Consider the following 25,726-nt stretch of genomic DNA (forward strand, 5'->3'; position numbering starts at 1 on the left):
CCGGTGAGGCACTGCACCGCATGGCCAAGTACTTCCTGCTCTCTCTGCCCAGGACAAGTAGCTACCTGCAGGCCATCACAGCCGGGCAGGCACGCTTGACGATCCAGCAGACTCCCCCTCCCAGCCTGCAGGTTGGCGACCGCTGCCTGGTGGCCCAGCAAGATTCCTCACCGGGCGTGCTACCTGTGGTCCTGAGCGTCATCTCCGTCAACAGCCCCGCACAGACGGCCACGCTCGCCGTGACCGAACGCTATAACCACGCCGCTGACTTCGATGCCTTGAACGGCACTACCAACCAGAGCAAGCCCTCCCGGAGGACGTTGGTAGCGGAAGAGGCACCGCAATACGATTACAATCCTATTTTTCTTTTTCCATTATCAAAAGCAAATTGGGAGGCTATTACTGGATCGATGGGAGGATTAAGGCTAGAAGAGCAGGCTCTGCTCAGGCATATTCACAGCTATATCTTGGCGCGAGGCTACTACTTCGATCAGGAAACGCTCTATAACTATCACATCTGCCTGAAGACGCGCCCTTTCGTGCTCCTCGCCGGCCTCTCGGGGACAGGAAAATCGAAGCTGACGCAGCTCTACGCCGAGGCCCTGGGGGTACCGCGCGAGCGCTATCTACGGCTGGCCGTGCGCCCCAACTGGAACGACGACCGCTACTTGCTTGGGTATTTCAACACCTTGAGCGGCAGCTATATCAGTGAGCCGGCCCTTGACTTCCTGCTGGAGGCCAGTGAACATGAGCAAGACCTGTATTTCTTCTGTCTAGATGAAATGAACCTGGCGCATGTCGAATACTACTTTTCGCAATTCCTCAGTGCCTTTGAAGAGGAGCGTCCCGCCGACCGGCGCATCACCCTGGTCAGCCGGCGTCTCTACGAGGAGCGGAAGCGGCAGGGGCAGCCGCTGACGGTCCCGGCGGAGTTGCAGCTAGCCCCCAACCTGCTCTTTACAGGCACCGTCAACGTCGACGAGACCACCCAGCCGATTAGCGATAAGGTGCTGGACCGCGCCAACACCATCGAATTTTTCTCGATCGATCTGGACAAGATTCCGCAGCCCACGGTCCCGCCGGACCCCGTGCCGCTCTCCGCCCTCACCTGGCAGAGCTACAAGGCGCAGCAGCCGGATACCCGCTATCGTGAGCTGCTGCGCGCCATCAATGCCATTCTCAACCGAGTCGAGATCGGCATAGGCTACCGTGTTGTCCGTGAGATCGAGCTGTATCTCGCCAACAGCGCTGGTTTGCTGGAGCCGGAGGTGGCGCTGGATCTGCAGATCAAGCAGCGCATTTTGCCGCGCGTGCGGGGGACGGAGGTCATAGAGGGCGTGCTGAACGAGCTGCTAGCTCTGACCCGTGATCAGCGGCTGCCGCGCTCCTACCAGCGTCTGGAGGAGATGAAAAGCAGGTTGAAACGCGATGGCTACACCAGCTTCTGGCGCTGATGCCGCCTGGCTCACGATTAACGGTCAGCCCCTCAGCTTTGCACCCGACGATGACAATGCAGCGCTCAATCTCTCGGAATATCGTGTCTGTTACATCAAGGTGACGTCCGCGGCGCCGCACCCCATCAGCATTGTGATCGACGAGGTGCCTTTACACACCGAGCATTATGGCCTCTGGCAGTGGCGCCCCGAGCATTATGCCGGCCTCTATCGCTTGACGGCCAGCGCCCCCGGCGCGGAGCCGCGCACGGCCTGGCTGCGCGTCTTCCCCCAAAAGCTCACTCAGCGCCTCTATGAGCAAATGAGAAGCGAACTGGCGGCGCTCTCGCTAGATCTCTGGTTCCGCCTGCTCTCGCCTGCCGTTGAGCGGGCCGTCTTCGCACGCCGCCTGGAGGAGACTTCTCCTCTACACGACTATAAGCAAATTCGCAGCTTAATGGAGAAGCTCCGTCCCGTGATGCTGCACATCCGCCGTCGGCCTCATTGCAGCCTGCAGCCGGTCAAGCGGCGCTGCGACTGGCGGACACTGGCGCACGTGGGAGGAGAGGCGCAGCCGCTGCCCGGCCCCTCTCTGGAGCTGGCTGCTATGCGGCGTTCTCTCCCCCAGGAATGGCAGGTAGAGGAGAGCCAGCTCTCCTACGATGTGTATGAGAATCGCCTGCTCAAGCACTTTCTGCAGCGGCAACTGCCGGCCAGACTCAGCCTGATCGAGGAGCGAGCCAACGCCGAGGCTCAGCGTCGAGCCGCCCTCTACCAGCGCTACCACAACGAGGAGGACCGCGCCCTGCTAGAGCGTCTACAGCGCGTGATTGCCGAGTGCCAGCAGATGCGGCAGCGTTGTTTGTTCTGGAGCAGTGAGCCGTTTCTCAAGACGGTACAGCCAGCGGCACTGCCCAGCAAAGCCACCCAGGTCCTTTTAAAGCATCCCGCCTACAGTCGCTTCTTTCAACTCTATCTGCAGTTTCAGCAGCGCCTGATCGTCGTCAATACCGAGCGCTACATCAACGAGCTGGGGCAGCGCAAAGTGAGCGAGCTGTACGAGATGTGGAGTGTCTTCGCGATCACCCATCTGGCAGTGGAGCTACTGGAAGAGCGTGGCTATCGCCTGGTCTCGAATACGACCTTCTACGAGGTCGAGAAGCGCTATTTCGAATTCGAGGTGCGCAAGAACGTGGCCAGTATTGTGCTGGTCAAAGGTGATCGAGAGGTGGTCTTTAAGTACGAGCCGTACTATCCTCACGCCTCAACGATGGGAACAGATCCGGCACTGGTCTCGACGCTCTCCAGTGGCGGCCCGCTGACGCCCGATATGGCCATCGAGGTCTATCGCCAGGGCGAGCCGTGGCGCGTGCTGGTATTCGATGCGAAATATCGCTGGCAGCGCTCGCCCAGCGGCCAGTACTATGCTAAGGAGCATGATATCAATAAGATGCTCAGCTATCGCATCAATATCAGATACCAGTATTTGAGGCGTACTTCTGGCAATGTTCAGCTTCAGCGCAAACGGATTGTGACCAGTGCTTCTATCCTCTACCCGGGCACAGAATTGCAAGAAGAGGATGATGGACATATCAGGGCTTTTCCACTCATCCCGGGGCAGGCAGAGCGACGGCTAGCGGCCATCCGGGCCCAGCTTAACGAGTTGCTGACGGCTGCGCAGCTGTGAGAGGAGTCAGCGCTCAGTAGAGAGGCGAGCCAGGGAGGGTCTGGAGCCTCTCCCTGGCGTTCGCCAGGCTGTGGACGCTGTTTTCTTGCTTCTATTCGTACTCGACACTGCTTAAAAAGGCCTTGACGGCTCGCAGCATCTGGTCATAGCGGTCGCGATGGATACTGTGGCCGGCTCCGAGGATCTGTACGAGTTGTCCCTGTTGGGCCAGCGCGACGGCTTGCCGGGCTGTTGCGGGGGTGACGATGGCTCCCAGGGAGGGATCGCCGGTGATGAGCAACATGGGGCACTGGATACGGGGAAATACGTCGCGCCAGGGGAAGGCACCTATTGCAGCATGGGCCGCATCCAGGACGGCGATCTGTACTTCGCCTTTGGAGGCGGCCCAGGGGCCGATCTCTTCTTCGGCCCAGGTCGGTTGCAGGGCCCGGGCCTTGATCAGGCGCTCTTCGGGCGGCAAGGCCCGCAGTTCAAAGAGCCACTGCCAGGTCGAGGGGGACACCGGGCCGTCAGGGGTGGCAATGAGGGCTTTGGTGACGTCAGTCTGCAAGGGCGGGGCGTCGAGGAGGGGAGGGTCTTCGAGGACAATGGCCCGCACGTGGTCGGGATAGCTGGCGGCGACCATTGCGGCGGTGACCGCCCTGAGTGAGCAGTTTTGCACTACTAGCGAGCGTACCTGAGCTCTGATGCTCATATGCAGCAGGGAAGCTGGAAGACCGCTGGGTTGATAATCTTGAAAAAAAATAGATAACTATATTAAAATTAAGAAAGGCAAGATGGTGTAGAGTCCGTAGTGTGCTCTATCTAGAGGCAAGGAAGAAAGGAAGGAACTTATGGCTCACAAAAACGCCTTCAAAGTTGTCCTCGCGTCTGTGATGGTTCTCACTAGCGTTTTCTTTGCGAGTAGTTCCGTATTTGCAGCTCCACATTCTTCTTCGCCCTACGTCCCTCCACCTCATGCACTACCCCCCCAGCAATGCCTGGTTGTGGCTTTCCAGATACAAAATATCACTTCGCAAACGTTTACCGTGGTAGCCCATACAACGAATAGCTGTGGCTTTACGTTTGACGTTACCACACGCATCAATAATGCCATCACCGATTGCCTTCCCTTTCCCAGTAGCAGCAATCCCTTTACCGTGACACTCAGGGACCGACAAACAGCAGCGATTTCCGTGAATGTGCAGGGGGGCTGTGTCGTATGTACCAATCATGTGCCTACAGCGTTCCCTCCATTCACAGTCAGGGTCACCGCTTTTGCTTTTGGCACCGTCCACACCCGTGGTGGTAACTTCCAAGCGTCATCCAATAATGCAGGTCCTGCGAACGTGAGGCTGTCAAATAACCCACATCCCTTTGTACCACCTTGCCCCTAAGAACTCCGGTTTCTGTCCCGGGCAAGCCAGCTTGTGGTTCGCGCCCTTCCTTTCCTACTCTTGTCAGGGAAGGGCGTGGAATCTCCTCAGCAACACCCTCGACTGATGGCTCACGCTGGTATCATTGATAGGGAAGAGGAAACAAGGGGAGCCGCAGGACGTTGTACGAGACAACAAAGGTGAATAGAGACCAGGAGTTCGCTCAGACACTCATGAGGCCGCTGTTCTGACCTGAATGAAGGAGAGAGAGCATGCAAACGCTTAGCACGACCTTGCCCCCACAATTGGTGCTCGCCGGTTCGACACTCTATGCGAGCCAGGGAAGCATCTACGGACTCGATACGACGACGGGCAAGGTGCGCCGTCAGTATGCAGTCTCAGGGACTGCCGCCCTTGCCTTCGCCAGAGGGACACTCTATCTCAATGTAAATCGTCATCCAGACTCGTCCGTCCAGGCCCTGCGGGCACACGATGGCTCGACCTTGTGGAGCTACCAGGCCGCAGGCCAGCTTGCTCACGCCCCTACCCTTGCCCGTAACGGCGTCTACGTCAGTACGGTCGAAGGGGTCCTCTACGCTCTGCAGGCAAGGATTGGGAGGCTCCTCTGGCGCTCCTCCCTTGCCCCTGATCCTTCATCATCGTTTGGAGCAATAGTTTATACCTCGCCTTTTATCATAAATGAAACACTTTATATAACATATATAACCAAAGAATCGCCTAATTGTTTTATCACTGCTTTTCATACGAAGGAGGGCAGGCGCCTGTGGCAGACCCCGCTACCAGACAGCAGCTCCTTTCCACTGGCCGCTGCCGATGAACGCATCTTTTTGAGTACCACGCGGGGATGTCTCGCTATAGACAGACACAACGGCTCCGTGCTCTGGCGCCACGAGCTTGGATCACAGGGTCAGATGTGGTCTGCCCCTGTAGTCATGGATGACAGGGTGTATGTCAGCTTTTCTGAGGAAGCTGCTCCTTCCGTTGCGCTCTCGGACGAGATGAAGCACGAGCAACAGGCTTTCATTTGCGCTCTGCGGGCACGGGATGGCGCGCTCCTCTGGCGCCAAGCCGTCGGTGGGATCTCTGCGGCCCAATGGCCGACAGTAGCAGCGCTGATTGGCGGGGTGCTTTGTGTTGGCGCGAAGAGCGGCCCGGACAGCATTCTCTCCGCTTATCAGCCTGCCGACGGGGCTCTTCTCTGGTCTTCTCACCTCAGTGGGACCTGGCTTTCATCGCCTGTTGGAGCGGCTGGACGGGTCTATATCAGCGATAATAACGGCGTGGTGTCCGCCTTTCGCCTGCGAGATGGGCAGCTGCTCTGGCAAACGGTTGTTGCGACTGAAGCACAGTCAACCGCCCATCTCTCGGTGCGCTCCTCCCCAATTATCTTGTTGCCGGCATCCCCTCCCGAGCCTTGAGGATTTCCTCGATGCCTACTGTCGCGCAAAATGTATCTATAGATTAATCAACAAAATACACAAAATTGCAAATAGATATTGCTATAAATATTTCATCGCAGTCACTACCCTCTATATAAAGCCTGACTGGCACCAGCCGCTCTGTGAGATCGTGACGGTCACCCTGCCTCCGTGGTCTGCCGAAGAGATCCGCCGTCTGCTCGCTCAGGAGGGTGCGCTCCAGACCAGCGCGACCGGCGCCGCCGCAGCACGGCTCACAGCCGCCAGTGAGCGCCTGCACGAGCTGACTGGGGGTCATCCTGCTCTGGTGCAACTGGCCTGTAGACAGTTGCAGTCGAATCAGCTCCGCCTGGAGGAGCTGGCGCGTCTGGACCAGCGCACCTTTGACGAGCGCCTGGTTGCCTGGTTTTTCAGACAGGAGGGGCCGCTCACCTGGTGGCTGCTGGTCCTGGCCCACCTGCTGCCGGGGTCCAGCGAGCCAGGACTGACCCTTTCCTGGCTGGCTCACCTACTCAGCCACTTCTCGGCGCGGGCGCCAGGGCAGGAGTCCCTTAGTAAGGCATCGCTGCTGACGGTGCCAGGTGTCCGCCTGAGCTGCGACGGGAAGAGTGTGTCTTTACAAGAGGAGATCCGTCACCTGCTCGTGCAGGTCGGCTGGAGGCTCCTCGATCCTGACGGACGCTTCCGTCGCGAGCTGAGCCGCCTCGTACTCGCCCACAGCCTCGCAGCCCTGGAGCTGGAAGCCGGCCAGGTGCTGCCCGAACCCGACTGGCGAGCCTGGCAGAGACTGCAGCTTCTTCATCACCTGATCATAGAGCATCAAGAAGGCTGGCGACATGGGAAGCTGTTGCTCACTCGGGCCCTGGCCCAGCGCCTTCCAGCGGAAGGTAGCCGTTTGCTTGCCATCCTCCAGCAGTTTGAGGGACAGCTTAGCCCGCCCCAGCGTCGAGAGCTGCACCTATGGGAAAGACAGATACAACAACTCGAGACCACAGAGTGGGGACGCAGGCCAGAGCAGGCCGAGCCGGCCTAGCCTGCAACGTCCCCACCCAGGCAGAGGGGAGCACACTGATGGCCTCCCTTGCGAGGAGACAAGCAAGAGAGCAGACAGGCAATCATAGCCCTGGCGGGAATGCTCCTTCCCTTCAAGGCGGCATTCGCCGGAATAAGCTGCTGCAAGGGAATTCCCTCGATGCTGAGAGGAATCACCCTGCTGTCAAGGCGACGCACGCTCTTCTGCCAACCGGGAAGGCTGGACAGGCCGGCAGCCAGCCTATCAGCCTCGCTCCCCTGCGCAATGGCAATAGCATTAAAGGTCATATTGTTCGCGACTGTCCGATTGATCAGATCGGTCAGGTCCTCGCGCAGCACCAGAATCAGGCCAATGGCGACCACGCCGATGAAGAGCGCCAGCAGAGTGGTACTGGTGCGCGCACGCTGCTGATTGAGATGAGAGAGCGCCATTCTGAGACTGACCTTGAGCCGCACCGGGAGGAAGGCAACGATCGCTCCAAGCAGGGCCAGCAGCAGCAGCACCAGCCCACCAAAGGCGGGCAAGTTGCGAATGAGCAGCACAGCAATGAGCAGGGCCAGGAACACAAGTCCCCCCTGCTTCAGGTTGCAGCGTTCGGGCACTGGGAGCTTGCTGACAGCGAAGAGCACAAAGCCAAAGAGGAGGACCAGCAGGCCAAGAGCGAGCAGCGAATCCTTGAGGAGGACCCCGGCCATCGCCTAGAAGATGATTACACCCCACCTGAGTCCGCTGGCAGCGCTGGTGTTGAGCCTGTCAGCTTTTCACGGGCGCGGCTTCATCCCCGGGGGCATCCCGCTGGATAGTCCCTTACCCCTGCTCGCTTCTTGTGAGGCTGTCATCGGCTTGCTCGTGGAAATCGCCTTGATCACAACCTTCACTCAGCGCTCCTTGAATAGACTTGGCAACTGAGCTGTGCTGGCCTATACTATTGACAACTCGGCTCCTGAAAGGAGGGCCTCACTATGGCCACGGAAGATGCGCCTTCCTCTATTCGCCTGGTGGTTGAACCGCAAGAGAGCCTTGCCGACGCACCACTCTCTATCCAGCTACAGGGTCTGGAGCCAGGCCAGGAAGTCACGCTCCACGCTTCTACTCTCGACGGCTGGCGCTGCTCCTGGGCATCGTGGGCCACCTTTGTCGCTGACGAGGAGGGAACAGTCGATGTCAACCAGCAGGCGCCGCTGGCAGGCAGCTACGAGGGAGTGGATGCACTGGGCCTGTTGTGGTCTATGACACTGCAAGATCCCGCCGAGAGTCACCTTTTTGTGAAGACCACAGCTACGCCCCTCACCATTACGCTCAATGCAATGTGCGGCGATCAGGTGGTCGCCTCGGCCCGCATCCAGCGTCTCTTTGCAGCACCAGGAGTGCAGCGGATCAACCTTGAGGGGCCGGATGTGGTGGGCACGCTCTTTCTTCCGTCAGGGCCAGGACCTCACCCTTGTGTGATTCTGCTCAATGGCTCAGATGGCGGCTTCCATGCCCATAGCGCCGCGCTCCTGGCCTCTCATGGCTTTGCAGCCTTGGCTCTGGCCTATTTCGGCGTCGAAAATTGTCCGCCCCATCTTCTTACCATCCCTCTTGAATATTTTGAACAGGCCTTCAGCTGGCTCGACAATCAACCAGCTATTGACAGTACGCGCCTGGCAATCTGTGGCCTCTCCCGGGGGGCCGAACTGGCCCTGCTCCTGGCATCTACTTTTCCAGCGGTGAAGGCTGTCATCGCCGGCGCTCCCAGCAGTCTTCTCTGGCCCGGCCTGAAAGGCTATCGCAGCGTCAATGAGCCGGCCTGGACGTATCACGGTGAGGCTCTCCCTTATCTGGCCTCTTCCTCGGGCAAGTTCGCTGCTTTTCTGAGTGTGGTGAGCTTTCTGTGGGGTATGCTGCGGCGGAAGCCCTTCAGGCTCACCAGGGTCTTTCTGAAGCAGCTGCAGCAGGCTGATCCCGAGGCCATCGCCAGAGCTAGTATCGCCGTAGAGCGTATCGCTGGCCCCATCCTGCTGGTGGCAGGAACCGATGATCAGGTCTGGCCTTCCTGCCAGTTCGCAGAGCTGATCAGAGCACGCCTCGAGAAGCACGGTTTCAGTCACTCCTGCACCTATCTTCGCTATGAGGGCGCCGGTCACTTCATCTGCTGCCCCTACGGTGTACCTTCTCTCCCCCCTTGGGTCAGCCGCGGCTCGGCGGCAGGCAGGGGGCCAATCGTGGCCTTTGGAGGCAGCGCGCTCCTCAACGCTCATGCATCACAGGATTGCTGGCATAAGCTTCTCTCCTTTTTACAGGACCTTGGGGAGCGGGCAGACTGATAAACCTCAGCTGCTCGCCTGGCACCTTCGTCAACCTGGCTCTGTCTGTGGCCCGGGGTAGCGCACTCCTCGGAGCGCCGGGCTTGCTTTTCGTCTCGACATCGAGTACGCTTCCCTCTGGCAGAACAGGTCACAGTCACACGCTGCCTCATGCTTGCGCGCGACGGTTCGCAGGGGATGGCTCAGGCCCACGCGCTTCTGGAGAAAGCTGTTGCCTTGAGCAATAGCACAGGTAACCCTGCCCTGGTACAGCTCTTGCAGCACCAATGGCAGGAGCGGGCCTGTCAACGTGAGCAGGCGGCAAGCCTCACTCGCCCGACCTTGCCACCTCTGCTGGCGGGCCTGAGCCGACGCGAAGTCCAGGCCCTGCGCTTTGTCGCTCAGGGAAAGAGCAACCGCCAGATCACAGAGATCCTGGTGATCAGCGAGTGCACGGTCGCCAATCATCTGCGCAGCATCTTCAACGCGATGGCGCCTCCAGGCAGCTTGGTGTTGCCATGCAATCGTACTACTTCGGCGTCGGGAACGTGGTTCCCTGGGCTGAGGCAGGCGTGGGAGCTGTTGCTACGCAAGCCTTTGTCAACACAGACTACGGGTCCGAGGGGCTGGCGCTCATGCGGCAGGGATTGAGTGCCGCTCAGGCGCTGGAGCGCCTGCTCCAGCGTGATGAGGAACGCGAGATCCGCCAGGTTGCTCTGGTGGATGCCCAGGGAGGCGTTGCCGTTCACACGGGAAAGCGCTGCGTGGCTGCTGCCGGCCACCTGAGCGGCGATGGTTTCGCAGTCCAGGCCAATATGATGCTTAATGAGGGCGTCTGGCCAGCGATGAAGCGGGCCTACGAGGAGAGTACAGGCGACCTCTGCGATCGTTTGCTCACAGCCCTGGAGGCAGCCCAGCCCGCAGGCGGTGACATTCGTGGTCAGCAAGCAGCAGGACTGGTGATCGTCTCGGGCAGGCGGACAGAGCAGCCGTGGCGCGAACGCCTTTTCGACCTGCGCGTCGACGATCATCCTCACCCTGTTGAAGAATTAAGGCGCCTGGCCACTATCCGCAAAGCCTGGCTCCTGTTCGAGCAGAGTAACGAGCGGCTGCTGGCGCAGCAGCCCGACGAGGCGGTCAGACTGTTCCGGCAGGCCCTCGCACTTGATCCCGACAATGCAGATCTCAAGTTTCACGGGACGGCAATCCTGTTTCAGGCCGGAGAGCTCCCGCAGGCGCTTGTCTTGCTTCGGGAGGTCTTTGCCAGTCAACCGGGCTGGACGGAGCTGCTTCCACGCCTGGCCGCCGCCGGAATGATCCCCAATGACCCGGAGCTGCTCACGTTGATCCTGGATCAGCGGGCGTGACGGCCCCCCAGGCTCCCAGGCCGCATGGCCTGGGAGCGCTCGTCTTGTCCATCGCAGAGCCGCGCTTCTCCTTTCTTCTCGTGCCGCCTGTGCCGACCTGCGGGAAAAAGCCGTCGGGTCAGCACGGTCCATCCATCAGGAATCATGGTTATGGCGGCCTTGGTCCAGTACCGGTCTGCTGAGCCGCAAAAAGCGACCTGCGCACCTTTAGTGCTGCGCCACTCCTCGGGGTCAGCGCATCCACGCCTTGGAACAAGGCCCTCACCCATGTTCAATGTTCAGATGCGCTGATCCCCTCTCTCTCATCAGCTAGAACGGCTTGAACATCATCAGCCAGAGGATCAGGACCATACCACCACCACCAATTACCGTGAGGAGCCAGGGATGAGTGGCAGCCAGCAGAGCGGCAAGCTGCTTCTCTGCAGACGGATCTGGAGAGATCTGACCGCTTGCCCCCGAGCGCGATGGTTTGCCGCCATATACGAGCTGACGGACAGGATCGAGCGGACGCGAGCCGAGAAACGACATGGAGACGCTCATCAGCACGAACAAGGCCAGGGAGGTCCAAATCCAGCCCTGCCCCCACCATTTGCCCATGAAGCCGGCGGCGACGCCGGCAGCAAGCAGCACCAGCAGGGAGACATTGGCAACGACAGAGACGCTCCTGGAGAGATCAAGCAGAACACGAACACGCTCGACCTCGCGCTGTCTGGGTAGAGCGAAGGTCACGGCAGCAACAGCACCGTGAGCGATCAGAAAGCCGAAGATGCCCAGGATATGGGCGAAGACAAGCCACTGATAGATCATGTTCCCCTCTCTGAGAAATGAAAACGTACGATCCCAATTCGTCGACAGGTCTCTGCTCAACCTTTGCAATATGTCAACCGGTCGACAGGTCGTCATTTCAACTAGATGTCATGATAGATCGCCAGTGCCGCCATACAGGCCCCTTGAGAGCGCGCTTTCCACAAGAGAAGTATAGACGGTATAACCAGCTAGACAGTCTTGTAAATTATCTTGCTGATAAAACATGATATAATCAGCAAAATGAGCGTGAAGGTGTGTTCGCATTAATTCTCTCCATTGTTGATCCTCCCGAAAAACATGATACCAATCAGAAATGTCTGACCCGGTGGATTGCGATTCATTCTGTCAAACTCACCGCAGCGAGGCGGATGCAGAAGTGCCTCTTCCTGTCACACTGGTCAGGATTTCTGTGTCATACTTATGACACAAAGAAATCAGGAAATGTGACCGACGATGAACACTCCTAACAGGCTAGCCATCCAATTTGAGGCTGAGCGCCCTCGTTTGCGAGCCTTAGCCTACCGCATGCTTGGCTCACTCTCTGAAGCGGAGGATGCCGTGCAGGAGTCCTGGCTTCATCTGAGCCGTTCCGACACGAGCACCATCTCAAACCTGGAAGGGTGGCTAACGACAACGGTGGCACGCATCTGCCTCAACATGCTGCGTGCCCGCAAGTCTCGGCCCGAGGACTCCCTGGAAGCCAAAGTCCCGGATCTGGAAGCCATGTTAGGCGGGCACCTATCGAGCGACCCGGAGCAAGAGATGGAACTGGCCGATGCGATTGGCTTAGCTCTGCTCGTGGTACTCGATAGGCTCACGCCCGCCGAACGTCTCGCCTTCGTGTTGCACGACATCTTCGCCGTTCCTTTCGATGAGATCGCACCACTGGTGGAGCGCTCTGAGGCAGCGACCAGGCAGCTCGCCAGCCGTGCACGCCGCAGGGTACGGGGAGGGGTCTCAGTGCAAGATGCGGAGTTGGTCGCACAACGAGAAGTGGTAGAAGCCTTCCTTACCGCCGCCCGCGAGGGATCTTTTGATCAGCTTCTCGCAGTGCTCGACCCGGATGTCACCTTCCGTATCGAACCCCAGGCCTTGCGAGAGGGCGCACGGCGAGAGCTGCACGGCTCGGTAGCGGCGGCCACAGTGATCGTGCAGCATGCCCAGCTTTTCCGGTCCTGCGGAATGGCACTGGTAAACGGCTCTGTGGGAATCGTCGTGGCCCCCTACGGCAAGCTGCGCGCCGTTGGCATCCTCGTGATCAGAGAAGGCAAGATCATTGCTTTCACTGCAATTACTGATCCTGTGCGCTTGCAGCAGGTGCATCTTGCCATCCTTGACAACTGACATGCCCGCCATCCTTGATGGAGGAGCCATCGTGAGAGCAGCCCTCGATCAGCGTCTGCCGGCCAGGGGCCGTGACCTTGATCCCCTGGCCGTTCGATGGGTTACAGCGCTATGGAGCCACGGCACAAGCCAGCAACTGGCCGGGTTGTTATCTTGCCGTCGGTCCTGCTGGTCGCTCTGCGCGCCCACGCAGTGGCACATCTTTTAAGAGCAGCGTCAGCAACACCACAACAAGGCTCATTCCCAGCAGGATCAGAAAGCCTAGATGCAGGCCGTCTGCCAGAGCATGCCGCGCAGCCCCGAAGATCTGCGCGCAGAGAGCCGTCGCCTGGGCCGTCAGGTGGGTCAGATCCTGCCCCTGTCCAGAGCCAGCCCTGTTCTGCTCCACCAGCACCCGTGTGACCACCTGCACGATCTGCCGCTGCTTCTGCGCATCCGCTAAGACCTGCGGATCAGCAGCCTGCGTCAGGAGCGCGGCAGGAAGGCGCTGCGCCTCTGGGGGTAGGTAGCCCGGAAAGTGGCTGGTTGAGATGTTGACCAGCACCGTCCCCAAGATGACCGCCCCCGGGACCTGCCCCACGGAACGCAGATCGGCAGACCGTGCCCCCAAGGCTTGACAAAGGGCTGTCCCTCATATATACTTGCTATTGCAACAATATTTTCAGCAACAATTGCAATCGCAACAAATTGCGGCCTCGTCTGGTAAGGCACTGGACCAGCGAGCCGCGCAGCTGCGGAAAGGGGCACGCCAAGCACATGGAGGACTACCAGGACTACCGTCTCTTTCAAGAGCTGAGCTTGCTGCTTGACCACGCCGACCGCCTGGTCCTTCGCCAGTTCCGACTGAACACCCTGCAGTACAATGCCCTGCTCCTGCTCGACCCTGACGAGGGCTGGCGGCTGACGGATCTCAGCGAACGCCTGCTGTGCGAACGGAGCACGGTCACCCGCCTGGTAGATTATCTGGAAAGCGAGGGTCTCATTGCCCGCAGCCCTGACCCTGGCGATCGCCGCTCGCAGCGCGTCACGCTGACAGCAGCAGGCGTTGCCCGGCGTCGCGAGGCCCAGGCCGCCATTGAGGAGGCCATTCACCGCCGCTTCAGCGTCCTGAACGGTGAAGAGGAACAGCAGCTTATTGCCATGCTCAAGCGCTTGCGCGCTGTTGTGAGCGCCGAGATCGCCGAGAAAGAAACAGCCTCGCCCGAAGCGAGCAGCACCCCATCCTAGTTTGCGCTAGTAGGTAGGTAGGTAGGAAAGCTACGATGCCAGACATCTTTGAGTCGGCCACGGATGCAGTACCTGTGCAGTCGGACGCCGAGCAGATGGCGGCGGTGCCCGGTGACCTGCCCTTGAGCGAGATTCTTATCCGTTGGACAGCTCAACGCACCCAATTTCGCCATGATAATACCACTCTGCCCCTGGCCCCTCTCCCCGGCGAGCCAGTCGAAGTCTGGGCAGCCAGCGGTGAGGAACTGCCCATCGAGCGCGCCGTGCTTTACTACACCGTCGACGGTAGCCGCCCCGATCGCTCGTCGACGGCCTTGCCAATGGAGCGCGCCCGCGTGAGCTGGGACCCACACGCTGGCTATATCACCCACTGGCTGGCTCGCATTCCTGGTCAGCCAGCCGGCACGCGCGTGCGCTACCGCATCGCCGGCTGGCTGACCCGTCCCGGCTCGTCTCCTGCCGAAGAGCCGGAGATCTGGGCCCAGGACGGCCAGGGCTTTGCCTTCCACTTCTCGGGCGAGCGGGCCTTCACCACGTTCGCCTACCTCGTCGAAGAAGAGCAGCAGCGTCGTCCGCCTTCGTGGGCGACAGAGGCCGTCATCTATCAGATTTTTCTCGATCGCTTCCGCAGCGATGCCGCCGATGGCCATTTTCCACCCGCGAGCGAGCCACATGCCCTGCACGGTGGCACACTCAACGGCGTCCGCGCCGCTCTGCCCTATCTCTCAGAGCTGGGCGTGACTTGCCTCTGGCTCTCTCCCCTGCACCTGGCCGAAAGCTACCATCGCTACGACGCCCTCGACTACTTTCGCGTTGATCCCCGTCTGGGCAGCAACGCCGATCTCCAGGCTCTCATCGAGGAGGCCCACGCTCGTGGCATGCGCGTCCTGCTCGACTTCGTGCCGGCCCACGTCTCCTGGCATCATCCTGCCTTCGTGGCCGCACAGATGGATCGCCAGGCCCCCTCTCATGACTGGTTCTATTTCGAGCGCTGGCCAGATCGCTACGGCACCTTCCTCGACGCAGTTCCCAGCCTTCCTTCCCTACGCTCAGAGAGCGAAGGGGCCAGACGCCATATTATCGCCAGCGCCCTGCACTGGCTAAGCGAGTACGGAGTCGCTGGCTTCCGTCTTGATCATGCCATCGGCCACAGCATGGATTTCTGGTGCGAGTTTCGTCTGGCCACACGCTCGGTGCGCCCCGACACATTCTTGCTGGGCGAGGTCACCGATACGCCCGACGCCTTACACCGCTATCACGGCAGACTCGATGCGGTGCTCGATTTTCCACTGGCGGCGGCCTTACGCTCGACGTTCGGCGTCCGCACCTGGGACCTGGGCCGCTTCGAGCGCTTCCTCAGCTCCTATGAGCGCTATATGGCGGACGGCCCCGCGCGCGCGAGTTTTCTCGATAACCATGATATGAATCGCTTCCTCTTCATCACCGGCAACCGTCCAGAGTTGCTCAGGTTGGCCGCTCTCTGCCAATTCACGCTGGCCCCGGTGCCCATCATCTATTACGGGACGGAGATCGGTATGTCCCAATGTGCTGATGTCTCGTCCAAAGCTTTCGGCGGAGACGCCGAGGCCCGCGCCGATATGCCCTGGCGTCCAGAAGACTGGAATCAGGAGCTGCTCGCCTTTTATCGGTCCCTGATCCGCCTGCGGCGCACCTTGCCGGTTCTGACCTACGGCGCGCGCCGCCTCGTTCACCTGGATGCCAGCCAGGCAACCTATGCCTACGCGCGCACCCAGGCCAGCGGCCAGCCCCTGGAGCGGGGCGATGCCCTGGTACTCTTCAACCTGAGCGAGCAGCCACAAACAATCGTGCTGCCAGAGGCCATGCTTCCACCAGCAGCCACTACGCTGCTGGCCAGCGGTCCAGAACCGGTCGTACGTAGGTCCCGACGTCAGGTTGCTATATCCAGTGAGCCGCTGAGCGGAGCCGTTTTCTCGTGGCAGGAAGGAGGATGAGAGCCGCTATCTTCTTCGTTGATCACCTGCACCCGTTAGCGCAGGAAGAGCGTAGCACGCTCGCAGACGTTCTCAGAGAACCAGCGAGACGATCACGATCTTGTTAGGTTTGCAGTCCGAGAGGAGGAAGAGCGCAGAGTAAGCCGCCTCCTCCCAGTGATCTTCCCTCTTATCAGAGAGGATGAGAGATATGAAGAAGATTCTTGCCTCGCGTGCATCTGGCAGCCGGCCACTGCTGGCCACCTTCTTGCTGAGCATCGTACTCATGCTGCTGCTCTCCGCCTGCGGCGGCACCGAAAATAGTGGCAGCAATAGTAACAGCAGCAGCAGCATTGATTATAGCGGTACGATCGTTATCTGGCACGGCTGGCAAGGCGCCTATTTGCAGGCCAAGCAGGCCATTTTCAATGAATATATGCGCCTGCACCCCAAAGTAAAGATTGTGCTGGTTCACCAGGACAATATTGCCAGCAAAGCAGCTACCGCGGTCAAGGCCGGCAATGGACCCGATATCATCGCCTTCACCGACGATAATCTGGGATCGCTGGCCCTCGGGCATGTCGTTGTCCCCCTGGATCAGTACATCAGTCAGGACTACCTCAACCGGACCTATACCCCGGCAGCAGCTTCGGCCCTGATATTTAACGGCCACGTCTACGGTGTCCCAGAGGCAGTCGAAGCCGTCACCCTCATGTACAACAAGAGCCTGATCTCGGCGGACCAGCTCCCAAAAACTACCGATGATCTGCTGGCTTTCGCTAAGCGCTATCAGCAGGCCCATCCGGGTCAGTACGGCGTTGTCTGGCCGACCGAGGACGCCTACTTCAATGCTCCCTGGTTCTACGGCTTTGGGGCTCAGTATGTGACGCCCGACGGCAAAGCCCATCTCGACACCTCACAGGCCCTGCAGGCAATGGAGTATATCGCCTCCTTCCGCCCCTATCTCCCAAAGCAGCCGACGTACGATGTGGTTTCCTCGCTCTTTGCCGAGGGCAAGGCCGCCATCATCATTAATGGTCCCTGGTCCTATGCCGATTACGCTAGTGGAGGGAAGATCAACATCGGCTTTGCCACGCTGCCGATTGTGAGCGCTACCGGCACTCCGGCCAAGCCGTTTGTGGGGGTCAAATCGCTCTGGATGGCCAAAACCGCTAAAAATCCAGCGCTGGTGGCCGATCTGATGAAGTTCTATACCAACAAGGCCAATCAGATCGCCATGTCGCGCGCGGATGGCGAAATTCCGGCCAATAGTGCTGCCGCCGATGATCAGGCCATTCAGCAGCTGCCTGCCGTGGCCGGCTATGCCGCTCAGGTGAAGCTGGGCGTAGCTTTGCCCAATACTCCCTACATGTCCGCTCTCTGGACACCCGTGCAGAATGCGCTGACGGCAGTCTGGAACGGCACACAGACGCCAGCCAAAGCCCTCAGCGATGCCCAGGCCGCGGCTACCAAAGGGATCGCTCAGATCAGTTCGTAGCCTCGCTCCAGCCTGCTGCACGCTCACCGCTCACCAGGCAGAAAGCCTGGCTTACAAGCTGACCGTTCCGACGCTGAAAAGGATGCCCTCTCTGCCCGTCTCTCCTCCCTTTCCAGTGCTGGAAAGGGAGGAAGGGATGGAGCAGAGAGCCATGAACTGGAGGCGAGGATGCCTATGCTCCGAGTCAAACGGCGCACCATTGTGGCTTTTCTGCTGCCAATGCTGGCCATGATGGCAGTGATCAATTTGTGGCCGATTCTGTATACGCTTTATCTGTCGACCACCAATTACAGCGAGTTTACCTCGGATAACTATCGCTTCATTGGCCTGGAGAACTACCGAGAGCTGCTCTTTTCTCTCGATAGCGATCTCTTCCCGGTGCTCTGGCAGACACTGCTCTACGTGCTTGTTTGCGTGGGCAGCTTTCTGATCGTTGGGATGCTGACCGCCCTGGTGCTCAATAATCCTCGCGTTAAGGGCCTGCCTTTCTGGCGCGTGCTGTTGCTTCTGCCCTGGGCCGCTCCCTCGGGCATCACAGCCCTGATCTGGAAATTTCTCTTTCAGTACGATTTTGGCCCGTTCAACCAGATTGGGCGCCTGATCTTCGGTCCCCATTTCGGCATCCCCTGGCTCCTCAATCCGACGCTGGCCTTTCTCTCAGTGGTGATCGTCAACGTCTGGCTGAGCTACCCTTTCTTCACGGTGGTCATCCTGGGAGCACTGCAGGGCATTCCCGGCGAGCTGCGCGAGGCGGCCCGCATCGATGGGGCCGGCCCCTGGCAATACTTCCGCCATGTGACCTTGCCGTTGGTGACGCCAGCCCTGGTGCCCGCTACCATTCTCAGCGCTATTACGACTTTCCAGATGTTTAATACGGTCTTCCTGATCACGCAGGGGGGACCGGTGGTCAGCGCTCTCAAGCCCGGGGCCACGGAATTTGTCATGATCTATATGTACAATCGCATCCTGGGGGCCACGGTAGCCAACCCACACTACGGCTTTATCGCCGCCTTCGCAATTACGCTGTTCGTGATCCTCGCGGCCCTGACCTACCTGGGTTCTGGCCTGGGAACACGGTCCCCACAGACGAGCCGCTTCAGGGAGGCACAAGCATGAGTCAGCACCTGCCCAGCGCTGCACTAGAAGAGAAGAAGAGGTCCACCCCTTTCAGCACACCTGCCAGGGAAGAAGCAAAGCCGCTGCTGGCGCGACGGGCCGCCGCCGGCCTCGGCGCTCGCCTGGGACTGGTTGGCATCTACGTCTTCCTGGTGGTGATGGCAATCTTCGCGCTCTTCCCTCTCTATTATGTGGTTCAGGCCTCGTTTGCCGGGGCCCAGAATCTCTACACGACCGATCTGCATCTCTTCCCTGCCCACTTTACTTTCGCCAACTATGTGACGGCTTTTACGCAGGAGCCGCTGCTGAACTGGATCGGCAATACGCTGCTGGTCTGCGGTCTGACGGCTCTCTGCGGCTTGGTCTGTTCGACCAGTGGCGCCTATGCGCTGGCACGCTTCCGCTTCGCTGGCCGCGAGTTGACGCTGCGCGCGCTGCTGACGCTGCAGGCTTTCCCCGGCCTGCTGGCGCTGACAGCATATTATCTGTTGCTGAATGCATTGAATCTGCTCAATAACCTGCTTGGCCTGGTGCTGATCTACTCAGCCGGTGCTGTGGTCTTCTGCTGCTGGAACACAAAAACCTATCTCGACGGACTGCCGATCGAGCTGGAGCAGGCGGCCTTACTGGACGGCGCTACGCCGTTCCAGGCTTTCTGGCATATCGTCTTACCACTGGCAACGCCCGCGCTGGCGGTCGCGGCCCTCTTTACCTTTATGACGGGCTGGAATGAGTTCGCCCTGGCCAATCTGGTGCTGAACGCCAATGCTAACGGCAGCAATCTGACCTTTATTCTGGGCCTCTATAGCCTGCAGAGCGATTTCCGCACACCGTGGGGAATCTTTGCCGCCTCCTCGGTGATCGTCTCGATCCCGCTGATGCTGATCTTCTTTTTCGCTCAGCGCTACTTCCGCTCCGGCCTGGCTCAGGGTGGCCTCGCTAACTAGCGGCTGACCGCACCACGCCTGCGCTGCCCTCCCTCTCTCCCGCTCCGCCACGGCTGAGACCGCCAGGGAGAAGCCAGGAGAGAAGACCCCGGGCCCGCGGTGGGCACTCCGCTGTCTGCCATAGACTTGCTTCACACCGTGAAGTGTCCTTCAGCATTGAGATCGGATCTGGAGGTCTTTGATGGAACAAACTGGCCGTCAGCGCGCTCTTTTCCTCCCTTTCCTGCTGGTACTAGTGCTGCTCTGCTCAACATTCTTGAGCGGCGGACCGCTCCCGCACCTTCTGCCGGTAGCTATCCACGCGCAGAGCACACCAAATGTGGCCGTGAACACTGCCGACTTTAAGCCAGCGATCATCTACCAGGTAGTGCTCGACCGCTTCTTCGATGGCAATCCAGCGAATAACGATCCGGCGGGCGATACGGGCCTGTACGATAGCACGAAGACGAATTGGAAGCTCTATTGGGGCGGCGACCTGGCCGGCCTGACCCAGAAGATCCCTTATCTGGCCGGTATGGGCATCACGGCTATCTGGATCTCGTCACCCGTGGATAATGTTCATTTGCCGGTTTATGAACCAGGCTCCTCGGTCCCCGAGGCCGGGTATCATGGCTACTGGGCCCGCGATTTCTATCGCATCGATCCTCATCTGGGCACCTGGAGCGATTTCGATACCCTGGTGGCGACGGCTCATAGTTACGGCCTCAAGGTGATCATCGATTTCGCTCCTAACCATTCGAATCCGAACGATACCGGTGAGTACGGCAGCCTCTACCAGAACGGCACCTTCGAGGCGGCCTACAACAACGATCCGAACGGCTGGTTTCATCATAACGGCGGCATCTCGGACTACAATAATCTTTACCAGGACGAGTACGACAATCTGGCAGACCTGGCCGATCTGGCTCAGGAGAACAGCAGCGTCGATAGCTATCTCAAGGGAGCAATGGCTCAGTTTCTCGCTCATGGCGTCGATGGGGTGCGCGTCGATGCGGTGAAGCATATGCCCGCTCCCGATGGCGGCTGGCTGCGCACGCTCAGCGATAGCGTGGAGGCTCAGGGACCACACTACATGGTCGGTGAGTGGTATCTGAGCAGCATCAGCGATCCGACCTATCCGTACGCGCTGAAGTTCGCCAATCGCAGCGGCATCAATTTGCTGAATTTTCCTCTGACGACGGCGCTGCGCGATGTCTATGCGTCCGGCAATGGCGCTAGCGAAGTGGACAGCGTCCTCACCCAGGAGGAGAGTGGCTTTCTGTGGCTGAACGACCAGGCGATCTTCATCGATAACCATGATATGCCACGCTTCCTGACGCTCAACAGTAGCTACGATCGTCTGCATGAGGCCCTGGCCGCAGTGCTGACGCTGCCCGGCATTCCTGTTATTTACTACGGCACCGAGCAGTATCTGCACAATGATACCAATGGCGGCGGCGACCCCTATAACCGCCCCATGATGAGCAGCTTCGGTACGACGACCACGGCCTATAACGAGATCAAGGCCCTCTCGGCGCTGCGTCAGAGCAACCCGGCTCTGGCCTACGGCACTTATCAGCAGCGCTGGATCAATAGCGACGTGTTCATCTATGAGCGCCAGTTTTTCAATAATGTGGTGCTCGTGGCCGTCAATAAAGGGTCTTCCAGCTATAGCATCTCTGGCCTCTACACGGCCTTGCCCAATGGCTCCTACAGCGACTATCTGGGCACGCTGCTTCACGGCGGCACGACCATCACGGTCACGAACGGCGCCGTTGGCACCTTTACCCTGGGCGCCAACCAGGTCTCGGTCTGGCAATATACGGCTCCCGAGAGCAGCACGCCAGAGATCGGCAGCGTCGGACCCAACCTGAGCCGGCCCGGCGATCAGGTGATCATCGATGGTCAGGGCTTTGGCAACAGCGTCGGCAGCGTCAAGTTTGGTACGACTGCGGCGAGTGTGGTGAGCTGGAGTCCCCACTCGATCACGGTGACGACGCCGAACGTGGCCGGCGGCCTCTACGGTGTCCAGGTCTGTACTTCGAGCTGCAGCAATGTCTACGAAACGCGCGTTTCCAGTGCAGCACAGGTAGCTGTGACCTTCACTGTCAATAATGCGCCTCCCACCAACTACGGAGATAATGTCTATCTGACCGGGCAATTCGACGAGCTGGGCAACTGGGGAACAACGACCACTACCGCCATCGGCCCGCTGAACGACCCGAACTATCCGAACTGGTTTGTGATGGCCAGTGTGCCCGCCTGCTGGAATATCCAGTTCAAGTTTATTATCATCCACGCTGACGGCAGCGTTCAGTGGGAGAATGGCAGCAACCACAGTTATAGCGCGCCCTGCAGCGGCACCGGGGCCGTGACGGTGAACTGGCAATATTGAGCTGAGATCGCCCGCAGCGACGCCGCAACCAGGCAACCAGGACGCAGCTGGGAGCGCCCTCCTGGCCTTGTCCGTCTCGTGCAGCCCTTCTCTCTACGGAGAAGAAAGGAGCCTTTCCAGAACCTCTCTGGAAAGGCTCCAATGTACTGGGGCCATTGCAGCAGCATATCGACGATAGTACACCCAACTGCAGACATCTTCTTGAGAGACGCTTCTGCCTTGACAAAGGCTGCTGACAGTGCTATTCTTAATCTTAAGGGTGAAAAGTGGAAAGGAAACCTCTTTAGCGTTGTACTTGGAACTGCAAGCGCAGCACTCGACTTTCCTTGTGAACCCTGCTTCGCCTCGCTTTTGCGCGACAGCTCTGGCTGCTGTTCAATCCAGCAGCACTCTCCTCTGTTGACTCACTCTCACAGCTGCCTGCCCCGCTCTTGCTATGCCTGTTGCCAGGAGCACTGCAGCAGTGGCGCAGGCTTTCTGGCCGCCTGGCCCGGCCTGGGCCATTGCCACAAGGCATAAGCAGAGCGGGGACGGAATAGCAAGAGAGAGCAGTGGAACAGCTCTGCTGATCGAGGCGAGAAAACGCGCCTTTTCTTTTCTCCAGGTGCAACGGATGATGCTGCATGGGAGAAGTAACATGCTGGACGAAGAACGTGAACGACTCAGGACCGTGCTGGCACGGCAGCGCTATCCGTTGCTCTTCATGACACTGAGCGGATCGCACCTCTACGGATTCGCGTCGCCCGATTCCGACTATGACCTGCGCGGCTCCCATATTCTGCCGCTGCGCGAGGTGATCGGGCTGCGCGAGGGAGCAGAGACCTTCGAAGAGCACTTCAACGACGGCGGGACGGAAGTCGATCTGGTGACACACGATGTCCGCAAATGCTTTACGCTGCTGTTGGGGAAGAGTGGAAACGTTCTAGAAGCCATTTACTCACCATTGGTGATTTACACTACGCCCGGGCACGAAGAGCTGAAGGCGCTGGCCATGCGCTGCGTTACACGCTACTATGCCTACCATTACCTGGGCTTCGCCCGCAATCGCCTGAAACAGGCCAGCCACAAACAGCCGCTGTCTATCAAGTCTGCGCTCCACACCTACCGCGTCATTTTGACTGGCCTGCATCTGATGCGCACTGGAGAGCTGGAGCCCAATCTGAGGCGCCTCAACGAAGTGTTCAGGTTCTCCTCTGTGGCGGATCTGCTCGCGCGCAAACCGGCCAGCGGCGAGAAGGCTCAGCTGGAAGAGAGCGCTGTCGCCTTGTACGAGGAGGAGTGGAGGCGCCTGATGAGCGATCTGGAGCAGTCTGTGGAAAGCAGCGTTTTGCCTGTTCAGCCAGATGCTCAGGCCCAAGCGGGCCTGAACGATCTTCTGATCCGTCTGCGGCTGCAGACCGTCTAAGAGGAAGGAAGCATATTCTTCCTCCGGCTGAGAGGCAAGAAGTCACCATCCACGAAGAGGGGGTACGAGCGTCTTCTTTGCAGGAAGTTTGGCACGTCCCCAGAAGGGGTGCGTTGCGATGAGAGGACAGAAGGAAAGAGACTATGCCCGAGATTCCTAAAGGATTCACTCGACTGGCCGGCAGCGAGCGTCACCTCCCAGCTCAGGCCCGGCAGATCGGACCGGCTGATCCCAACGAGCGCCTCGAGGTCAGCCTCTATCTCAGAGATCCGGCGGGGAGCACCCTGGCCAGTCAGGTAGAGCACCACCTCAGCCAGCCGGGCCAGCGCCTGAGCCGAGAGGAGTATCTGACTCAGCATAGCGCCAGTCCGGAGGATGTGGCGAAAGTTGAAGCTTTCGCTCGCGCCCATCAGCTGAGCGTACTGGCGGTCGATCGCGCGGCCCGCCGGCTGGTATTGGCCGGTACAGTCAGCCAACTCTGCTCTGCTTTTGGCACCGAGCTGCATTATTACGAGCACGAGGGGGAGACCTTCCGCGGGCGCTCCGGTCCCCTGCACATCCCCCAAGAGCTTGAGCCGATTGTGGTCGGTGTCTTTGGATTGGACGATCGTCCCCAGGCCCAGCCTCATCTGCGCTTTGCCGCACCTGCCGGGGCGAGCGCCCCGGTAGAAACCGCCACCGTCAGCTATACCCCGCTGCAGGTCGCCCAGCTCTATAACTTTCCGAGCGGCCTGACCGGCAGCGGCCAGTGTATCGCCCTGATCGAGCTGGGCGGAGGCTACAACAGCGAGGATCTGGCCACCTACTTCCAGCAGCTCGGTCTGAAGCCTCCGACGGTCGTCAGCGTCTCTGTCGACGGCGGAGAGAATAGCCCAACAGGTGACCCGAATAGCGCGGATGGGGAGGTCGCCCTCGATATCGAGATTGCCGGTGCCATCGCTCCCGCAGCCCGCATCGCCGTCTACTTTGCGCCCAATACCGACCGCGGCTTTCTGGATGCTATCACCCAGGCCATCCACGATACTACGAACACGCCGTCGGTGATCTCCATTAGCTGGGGCGCCCCCGAGGGAAGCTGGACGCGCCAGGCGCTGACTACCATGAACGAGGCTTTTCAGGCCGCGGCCTCCCTGGGGATCACGATCTGTGTGGCTGCCGGCGATAACGGCTCAAGCGATGGGGTAAACGATCAGAAGGCCCATGTGGATTTTCCGGCCTCCAGTCCCTATGTGCTTGGCTGCGGCGGCACCCGGCTGGAGGCCCAGAACAGACAGATTGTCAGCGAAGTGGTCTGGAATGAGACCGCCAGCGGCGCTGGCGCGACCGGCGGCGGCATCAGCGATGTGTTTCCGCTCCCCACCTGGCAGGCGAACGCTCATGTTCCCCCCTCGATTAACGATCAGCACCAGGGACGCGGCGTACCCGATGTGGCCGGCAACGCAGACCCGCAAACGGGCTACCAGATCCTTGTCGATGGCCAGAGCATTTCCGTCGGTGGCACCAGCGCGGTGGCTCCGCTATGGGCCGGCCTGATTGCGCTGCTCAATCAGCGGCGCGGCCAGTCCGTTGGGTACCTGAACCCGTTCCTCTATCAGCATTACACCCAATTGCTGCAGCAAAAGGCGCTGCGCGACGTGACGAGCGGCAATAACGGCGGCTACAGCGCCGGCCCCGGTTGGGATGCCTGTACGGGCCTGGGCACGCCCGATGGCGCGCTGCTGCTGCAGGCCCTGCTGACTTCCTCAGCTAGCTAGCTCGCTCGTTCTATCATCATCGAGCGGGAGCCGCCTCGCAGCCAAGCAGGCAAAGCTTTTCCGACGCGGCGGCTCCCGACGCTGACCGGGCCGCGCCGTCCAGCGCCCGGCGGCTGGTCCCGTGCACCCGTGCCGCGGTGGCAGGTCCAGAGGAAGCTGCGCCATGCCCTGGCATCGGCGCCAGTCGTCAGAGCGGAGTCTGTTGCTGTCTGGGGCTACCCCCTCCCATCGCTGTTGAGCCAGCCAGGGTTTCTTTTTCAGCTTGGGTCTGCTATACTTTCACACATAGCTATCTGCCAGGCGGCCCTTAGACAACTGGGGCCGCTTTTGTCCAGATGGCGACCAATAGGCAAAACACAAGAGAAGCGGCCTGCTTCTCTGGAAAGCATAAGCGTATGGTGATCTGGGAACGTCATCTTTGTCCCGATTGCAGTTTGATATGGGAGCGCAATCTCGACGGCGCCTGGCGCTATACGGCGCTGATCGCCGTGCCCCTGCCTGCCGAGCGGCGCTGTCCGCTCTGCGCCAGCCACCTGCAGATCCGCTGGGTGCGTCCTCTGCCCGTGCTGCCAGAAACGGATAACGGCTAAGCTAAGGCCAGCCCTGGCACCTCTCAGCCCCGCTGGTTCTCTGCATTGATCTTGACCCCAGGGAGAGTAGAACAGAGGAGGGTAGGCAAGAGCTTTGTTTTCGCTCTCACCAC

General features: G+C 59.8%; 22 protein-coding genes and 1 pseudogene. 18 read left to right on the forward strand and 5 right to left on the reverse strand.

Annotated elements, in window-relative coordinates; genetic code table 11:
• Positions 1–20 precede the first annotated feature (20 nt).
• Entirely contained in the window at positions 21–1,454 is a 1,434-nt protein-coding gene (locus tag N688_RS10905; protein ID WP_052889303.1) for an McrB family protein, read from the forward strand.
• Positions 1,429–3,120, forward strand: coding sequence for a DUF2357 domain-containing protein (locus N688_RS10910; RefSeq protein ID WP_052889304.1), 1,692 nt, complete (start codon positions 1,429–1,431; stop codon positions 3,118–3,120). The genes N688_RS10905 and N688_RS10910 overlap by 26 nt, the downstream gene beginning before the upstream one ends.
• A 91-nt stretch (positions 3,121–3,211) precedes the next feature.
• Here N688_RS10910 and N688_RS10915 read toward each other — a convergent pair whose 3' ends face one another.
• The gene (locus N688_RS10915) at positions 3,212–3,814 is read right to left on the reverse strand and encodes an alpha/beta hydrolase (protein WP_156025384.1); all 603 of its coding nucleotides are present in this window, start codon (positions 3,812–3,814) and stop codon (positions 3,212–3,214) included.
• Between the two features lie 268 nt (positions 3,815–4,082).
• Positions 4,083–4,334, reverse strand: a complete 252-nt coding sequence (locus N688_RS22790) for a hypothetical protein (protein WP_156025385.1) — start codon at positions 4,332–4,334, stop codon at positions 4,083–4,085.
• 413 nt (positions 4,335–4,747) lie between these two features.
• On the opposite strand from N688_RS22790, the gene N688_RS10920 reads away from it, so the two are divergent.
• Positions 4,748–5,914 (forward strand): outer membrane protein assembly factor BamB family protein, encoded by a 1,167-nt coding sequence (locus tag N688_RS10920; protein WP_052889306.1) that lies wholly within the window; start codon positions 4,748–4,750, stop codon positions 5,912–5,914.
• 151 nt (positions 5,915–6,065) lie between these two features.
• Positions 6,066–6,947, forward strand: coding sequence for a hypothetical protein (locus N688_RS10925; RefSeq protein WP_052889307.1), 882 nt, complete (start codon positions 6,066–6,068; stop codon positions 6,945–6,947).
• Here N688_RS10925 and N688_RS10930 read toward each other — a convergent pair.
• Positions 6,944–7,642: a hypothetical protein gene (locus N688_RS10930; RefSeq protein WP_052889308.1), complete on the reverse strand. Its 699-nt coding sequence runs from the start codon at positions 7,640–7,642 to the stop codon at positions 6,944–6,946. The genes N688_RS10925 and N688_RS10930 overlap by 4 nt on opposite strands.
• 10 nt (positions 7,643–7,652) lie before the next feature.
• Between N688_RS10930 and N688_RS10935 the strand changes: the two genes are divergently transcribed.
• From N688_RS10935 to N688_RS10950, 4 genes and pseudogenes are all read left to right on the forward strand, one after another.
• A complete protein-coding gene (locus tag N688_RS10935; RefSeq protein WP_052889309.1) occupies positions 7,653–7,856 on the forward strand; it encodes a hypothetical protein in 204 nt (67 codons plus the stop codon).
• 53 nt (positions 7,857–7,909) lie between these two features.
• Complete coding sequence (locus N688_RS10940; protein WP_052889310.1) at positions 7,910–9,253, forward strand: acyl-CoA thioesterase/bile acid-CoA:amino acid N-acyltransferase family protein; 1,344 nt, start codon at positions 7,910–7,912, stop codon at positions 9,251–9,253.
• Between the two features lie 177 nt (positions 9,254–9,430).
• Positions 9,431–9,709 (forward strand): annotated as a pseudogene (locus N688_RS23975) (LuxR family transcriptional regulator); the annotation flags it as partial.
• On the forward strand, positions 9,682–10,599 hold the full coding sequence (locus tag N688_RS10950) for a DUF1028 domain-containing protein (protein ID WP_272945038.1): 918 nt from the start codon (positions 9,682–9,684) through the stop codon (positions 10,597–10,599). The pseudogene N688_RS23975 and the gene N688_RS10950, both read left to right, overlap by 28 nt.
• A gap of 309 nt (positions 10,600–10,908) precedes the next feature.
• Here the strand turns inward: N688_RS10950 and N688_RS10955 are convergent, their stop codons facing one another.
• Positions 10,909–11,406, reverse strand: coding sequence for a hypothetical protein (locus N688_RS10955; protein WP_052889313.1), 498 nt, complete (start codon positions 11,404–11,406; stop codon positions 10,909–10,911).
• Between the two features lie 453 nt (positions 11,407–11,859).
• On the opposite strand from N688_RS10955, the gene N688_RS10960 reads away from it, so the two are divergent.
• A complete protein-coding gene (locus N688_RS10960; RefSeq protein ID WP_052889314.1) occupies positions 11,860–12,750 on the forward strand; it encodes a sigma-70 family RNA polymerase sigma factor in 891 nt (296 codons plus the stop codon).
• A 148-nt stretch (positions 12,751–12,898) separates the two neighbouring features.
• On the opposite strand, the gene N688_RS10965 is transcribed toward N688_RS10960, so the two are convergent.
• On the reverse strand, positions 12,899–13,360 hold the full coding sequence (locus tag N688_RS10965; protein ID WP_052889315.1) for a hypothetical protein: 462 nt from the start codon (positions 13,358–13,360) through the stop codon (positions 12,899–12,901).
• 146 nt (positions 13,361–13,506) lie between these two features.
• On the opposite strand from N688_RS10965, the gene N688_RS10970 reads away from it, so the two are divergent.
• The 9 genes from N688_RS10970 to N688_RS11010 all read left to right on the forward strand — a co-directional run bounded on the left by N688_RS10970 (position 13,507) and on the right by N688_RS11010 (position 25,613).
• Complete coding sequence (locus N688_RS10970; RefSeq protein WP_052889316.1) at positions 13,507–13,977, forward strand: MarR family winged helix-turn-helix transcriptional regulator; 471 nt, start codon at positions 13,507–13,509, stop codon at positions 13,975–13,977.
• Between the two features lie 35 nt (positions 13,978–14,012).
• Entirely contained in the window at positions 14,013–15,950 is a 1,938-nt protein-coding gene (locus N688_RS10975; protein WP_052889317.1) for an alpha-amylase family glycosyl hydrolase, read from the forward strand.
• 190 nt (positions 15,951–16,140) lie between these two features.
• The gene (locus N688_RS10980; RefSeq protein ID WP_052889318.1) at positions 16,141–17,427 is read left to right on the forward strand and encodes a sugar ABC transporter substrate-binding protein; all 1,287 of its coding nucleotides are present in this window, start codon (positions 16,141–16,143) and stop codon (positions 17,425–17,427) included.
• A gap of 174 nt (positions 17,428–17,601) precedes the next feature.
• A complete protein-coding gene (locus tag N688_RS10985; RefSeq protein WP_052889319.1) occupies positions 17,602–18,543 on the forward strand; it encodes a carbohydrate ABC transporter permease in 942 nt (313 codons plus the stop codon).
• Positions 18,540–19,490 carry a sugar ABC transporter permease gene (locus tag N688_RS10990; protein ID WP_052889320.1) on the forward strand — a complete coding sequence of 317 codons (951 nt, stop codon included), beginning with the start codon at positions 18,540–18,542 and terminating at the stop codon, positions 19,488–19,490. The genes N688_RS10985 and N688_RS10990 overlap by 4 nt, the downstream gene beginning before the upstream one ends.
• 181 nt (positions 19,491–19,671) lie before the next feature.
• Positions 19,672–21,864: an alpha-amylase family glycosyl hydrolase gene (locus tag N688_RS10995; RefSeq protein WP_052889321.1), complete on the forward strand. Its 2,193-nt coding sequence runs from the start codon at positions 19,672–19,674 to the stop codon at positions 21,862–21,864.
• 637 nt (positions 21,865–22,501) lie between these two features.
• The gene (locus tag N688_RS11000; protein WP_052891462.1) at positions 22,502–23,269 is read left to right on the forward strand and encodes a nucleotidyltransferase domain-containing protein; all 768 of its coding nucleotides are present in this window, start codon (positions 22,502–22,504) and stop codon (positions 23,267–23,269) included.
• A 143-nt stretch (positions 23,270–23,412) separates the two neighbouring features.
• Positions 23,413–25,023, forward strand: a complete 1,611-nt coding sequence (locus tag N688_RS11005) for a S53 family peptidase (RefSeq protein ID WP_052889322.1) — start codon at positions 23,413–23,415, stop codon at positions 25,021–25,023.
• Between the two features lie 395 nt (positions 25,024–25,418).
• The gene (locus N688_RS11010) at positions 25,419–25,613 is read left to right on the forward strand and encodes a hypothetical protein (RefSeq protein WP_052889323.1); all 195 of its coding nucleotides are present in this window, start codon (positions 25,419–25,421) and stop codon (positions 25,611–25,613) included.
• Positions 25,614–25,726 lie beyond the last annotated feature (113 nt).

The sequence above is a fragment of the Thermogemmatispora carboxidivorans genome (genome assembly GCF_000702505.1).
Lineage (GTDB): Bacteria > Chloroflexota > Ktedonobacteria > Ktedonobacterales > Ktedonobacteraceae > Thermogemmatispora > Thermogemmatispora carboxidivorans.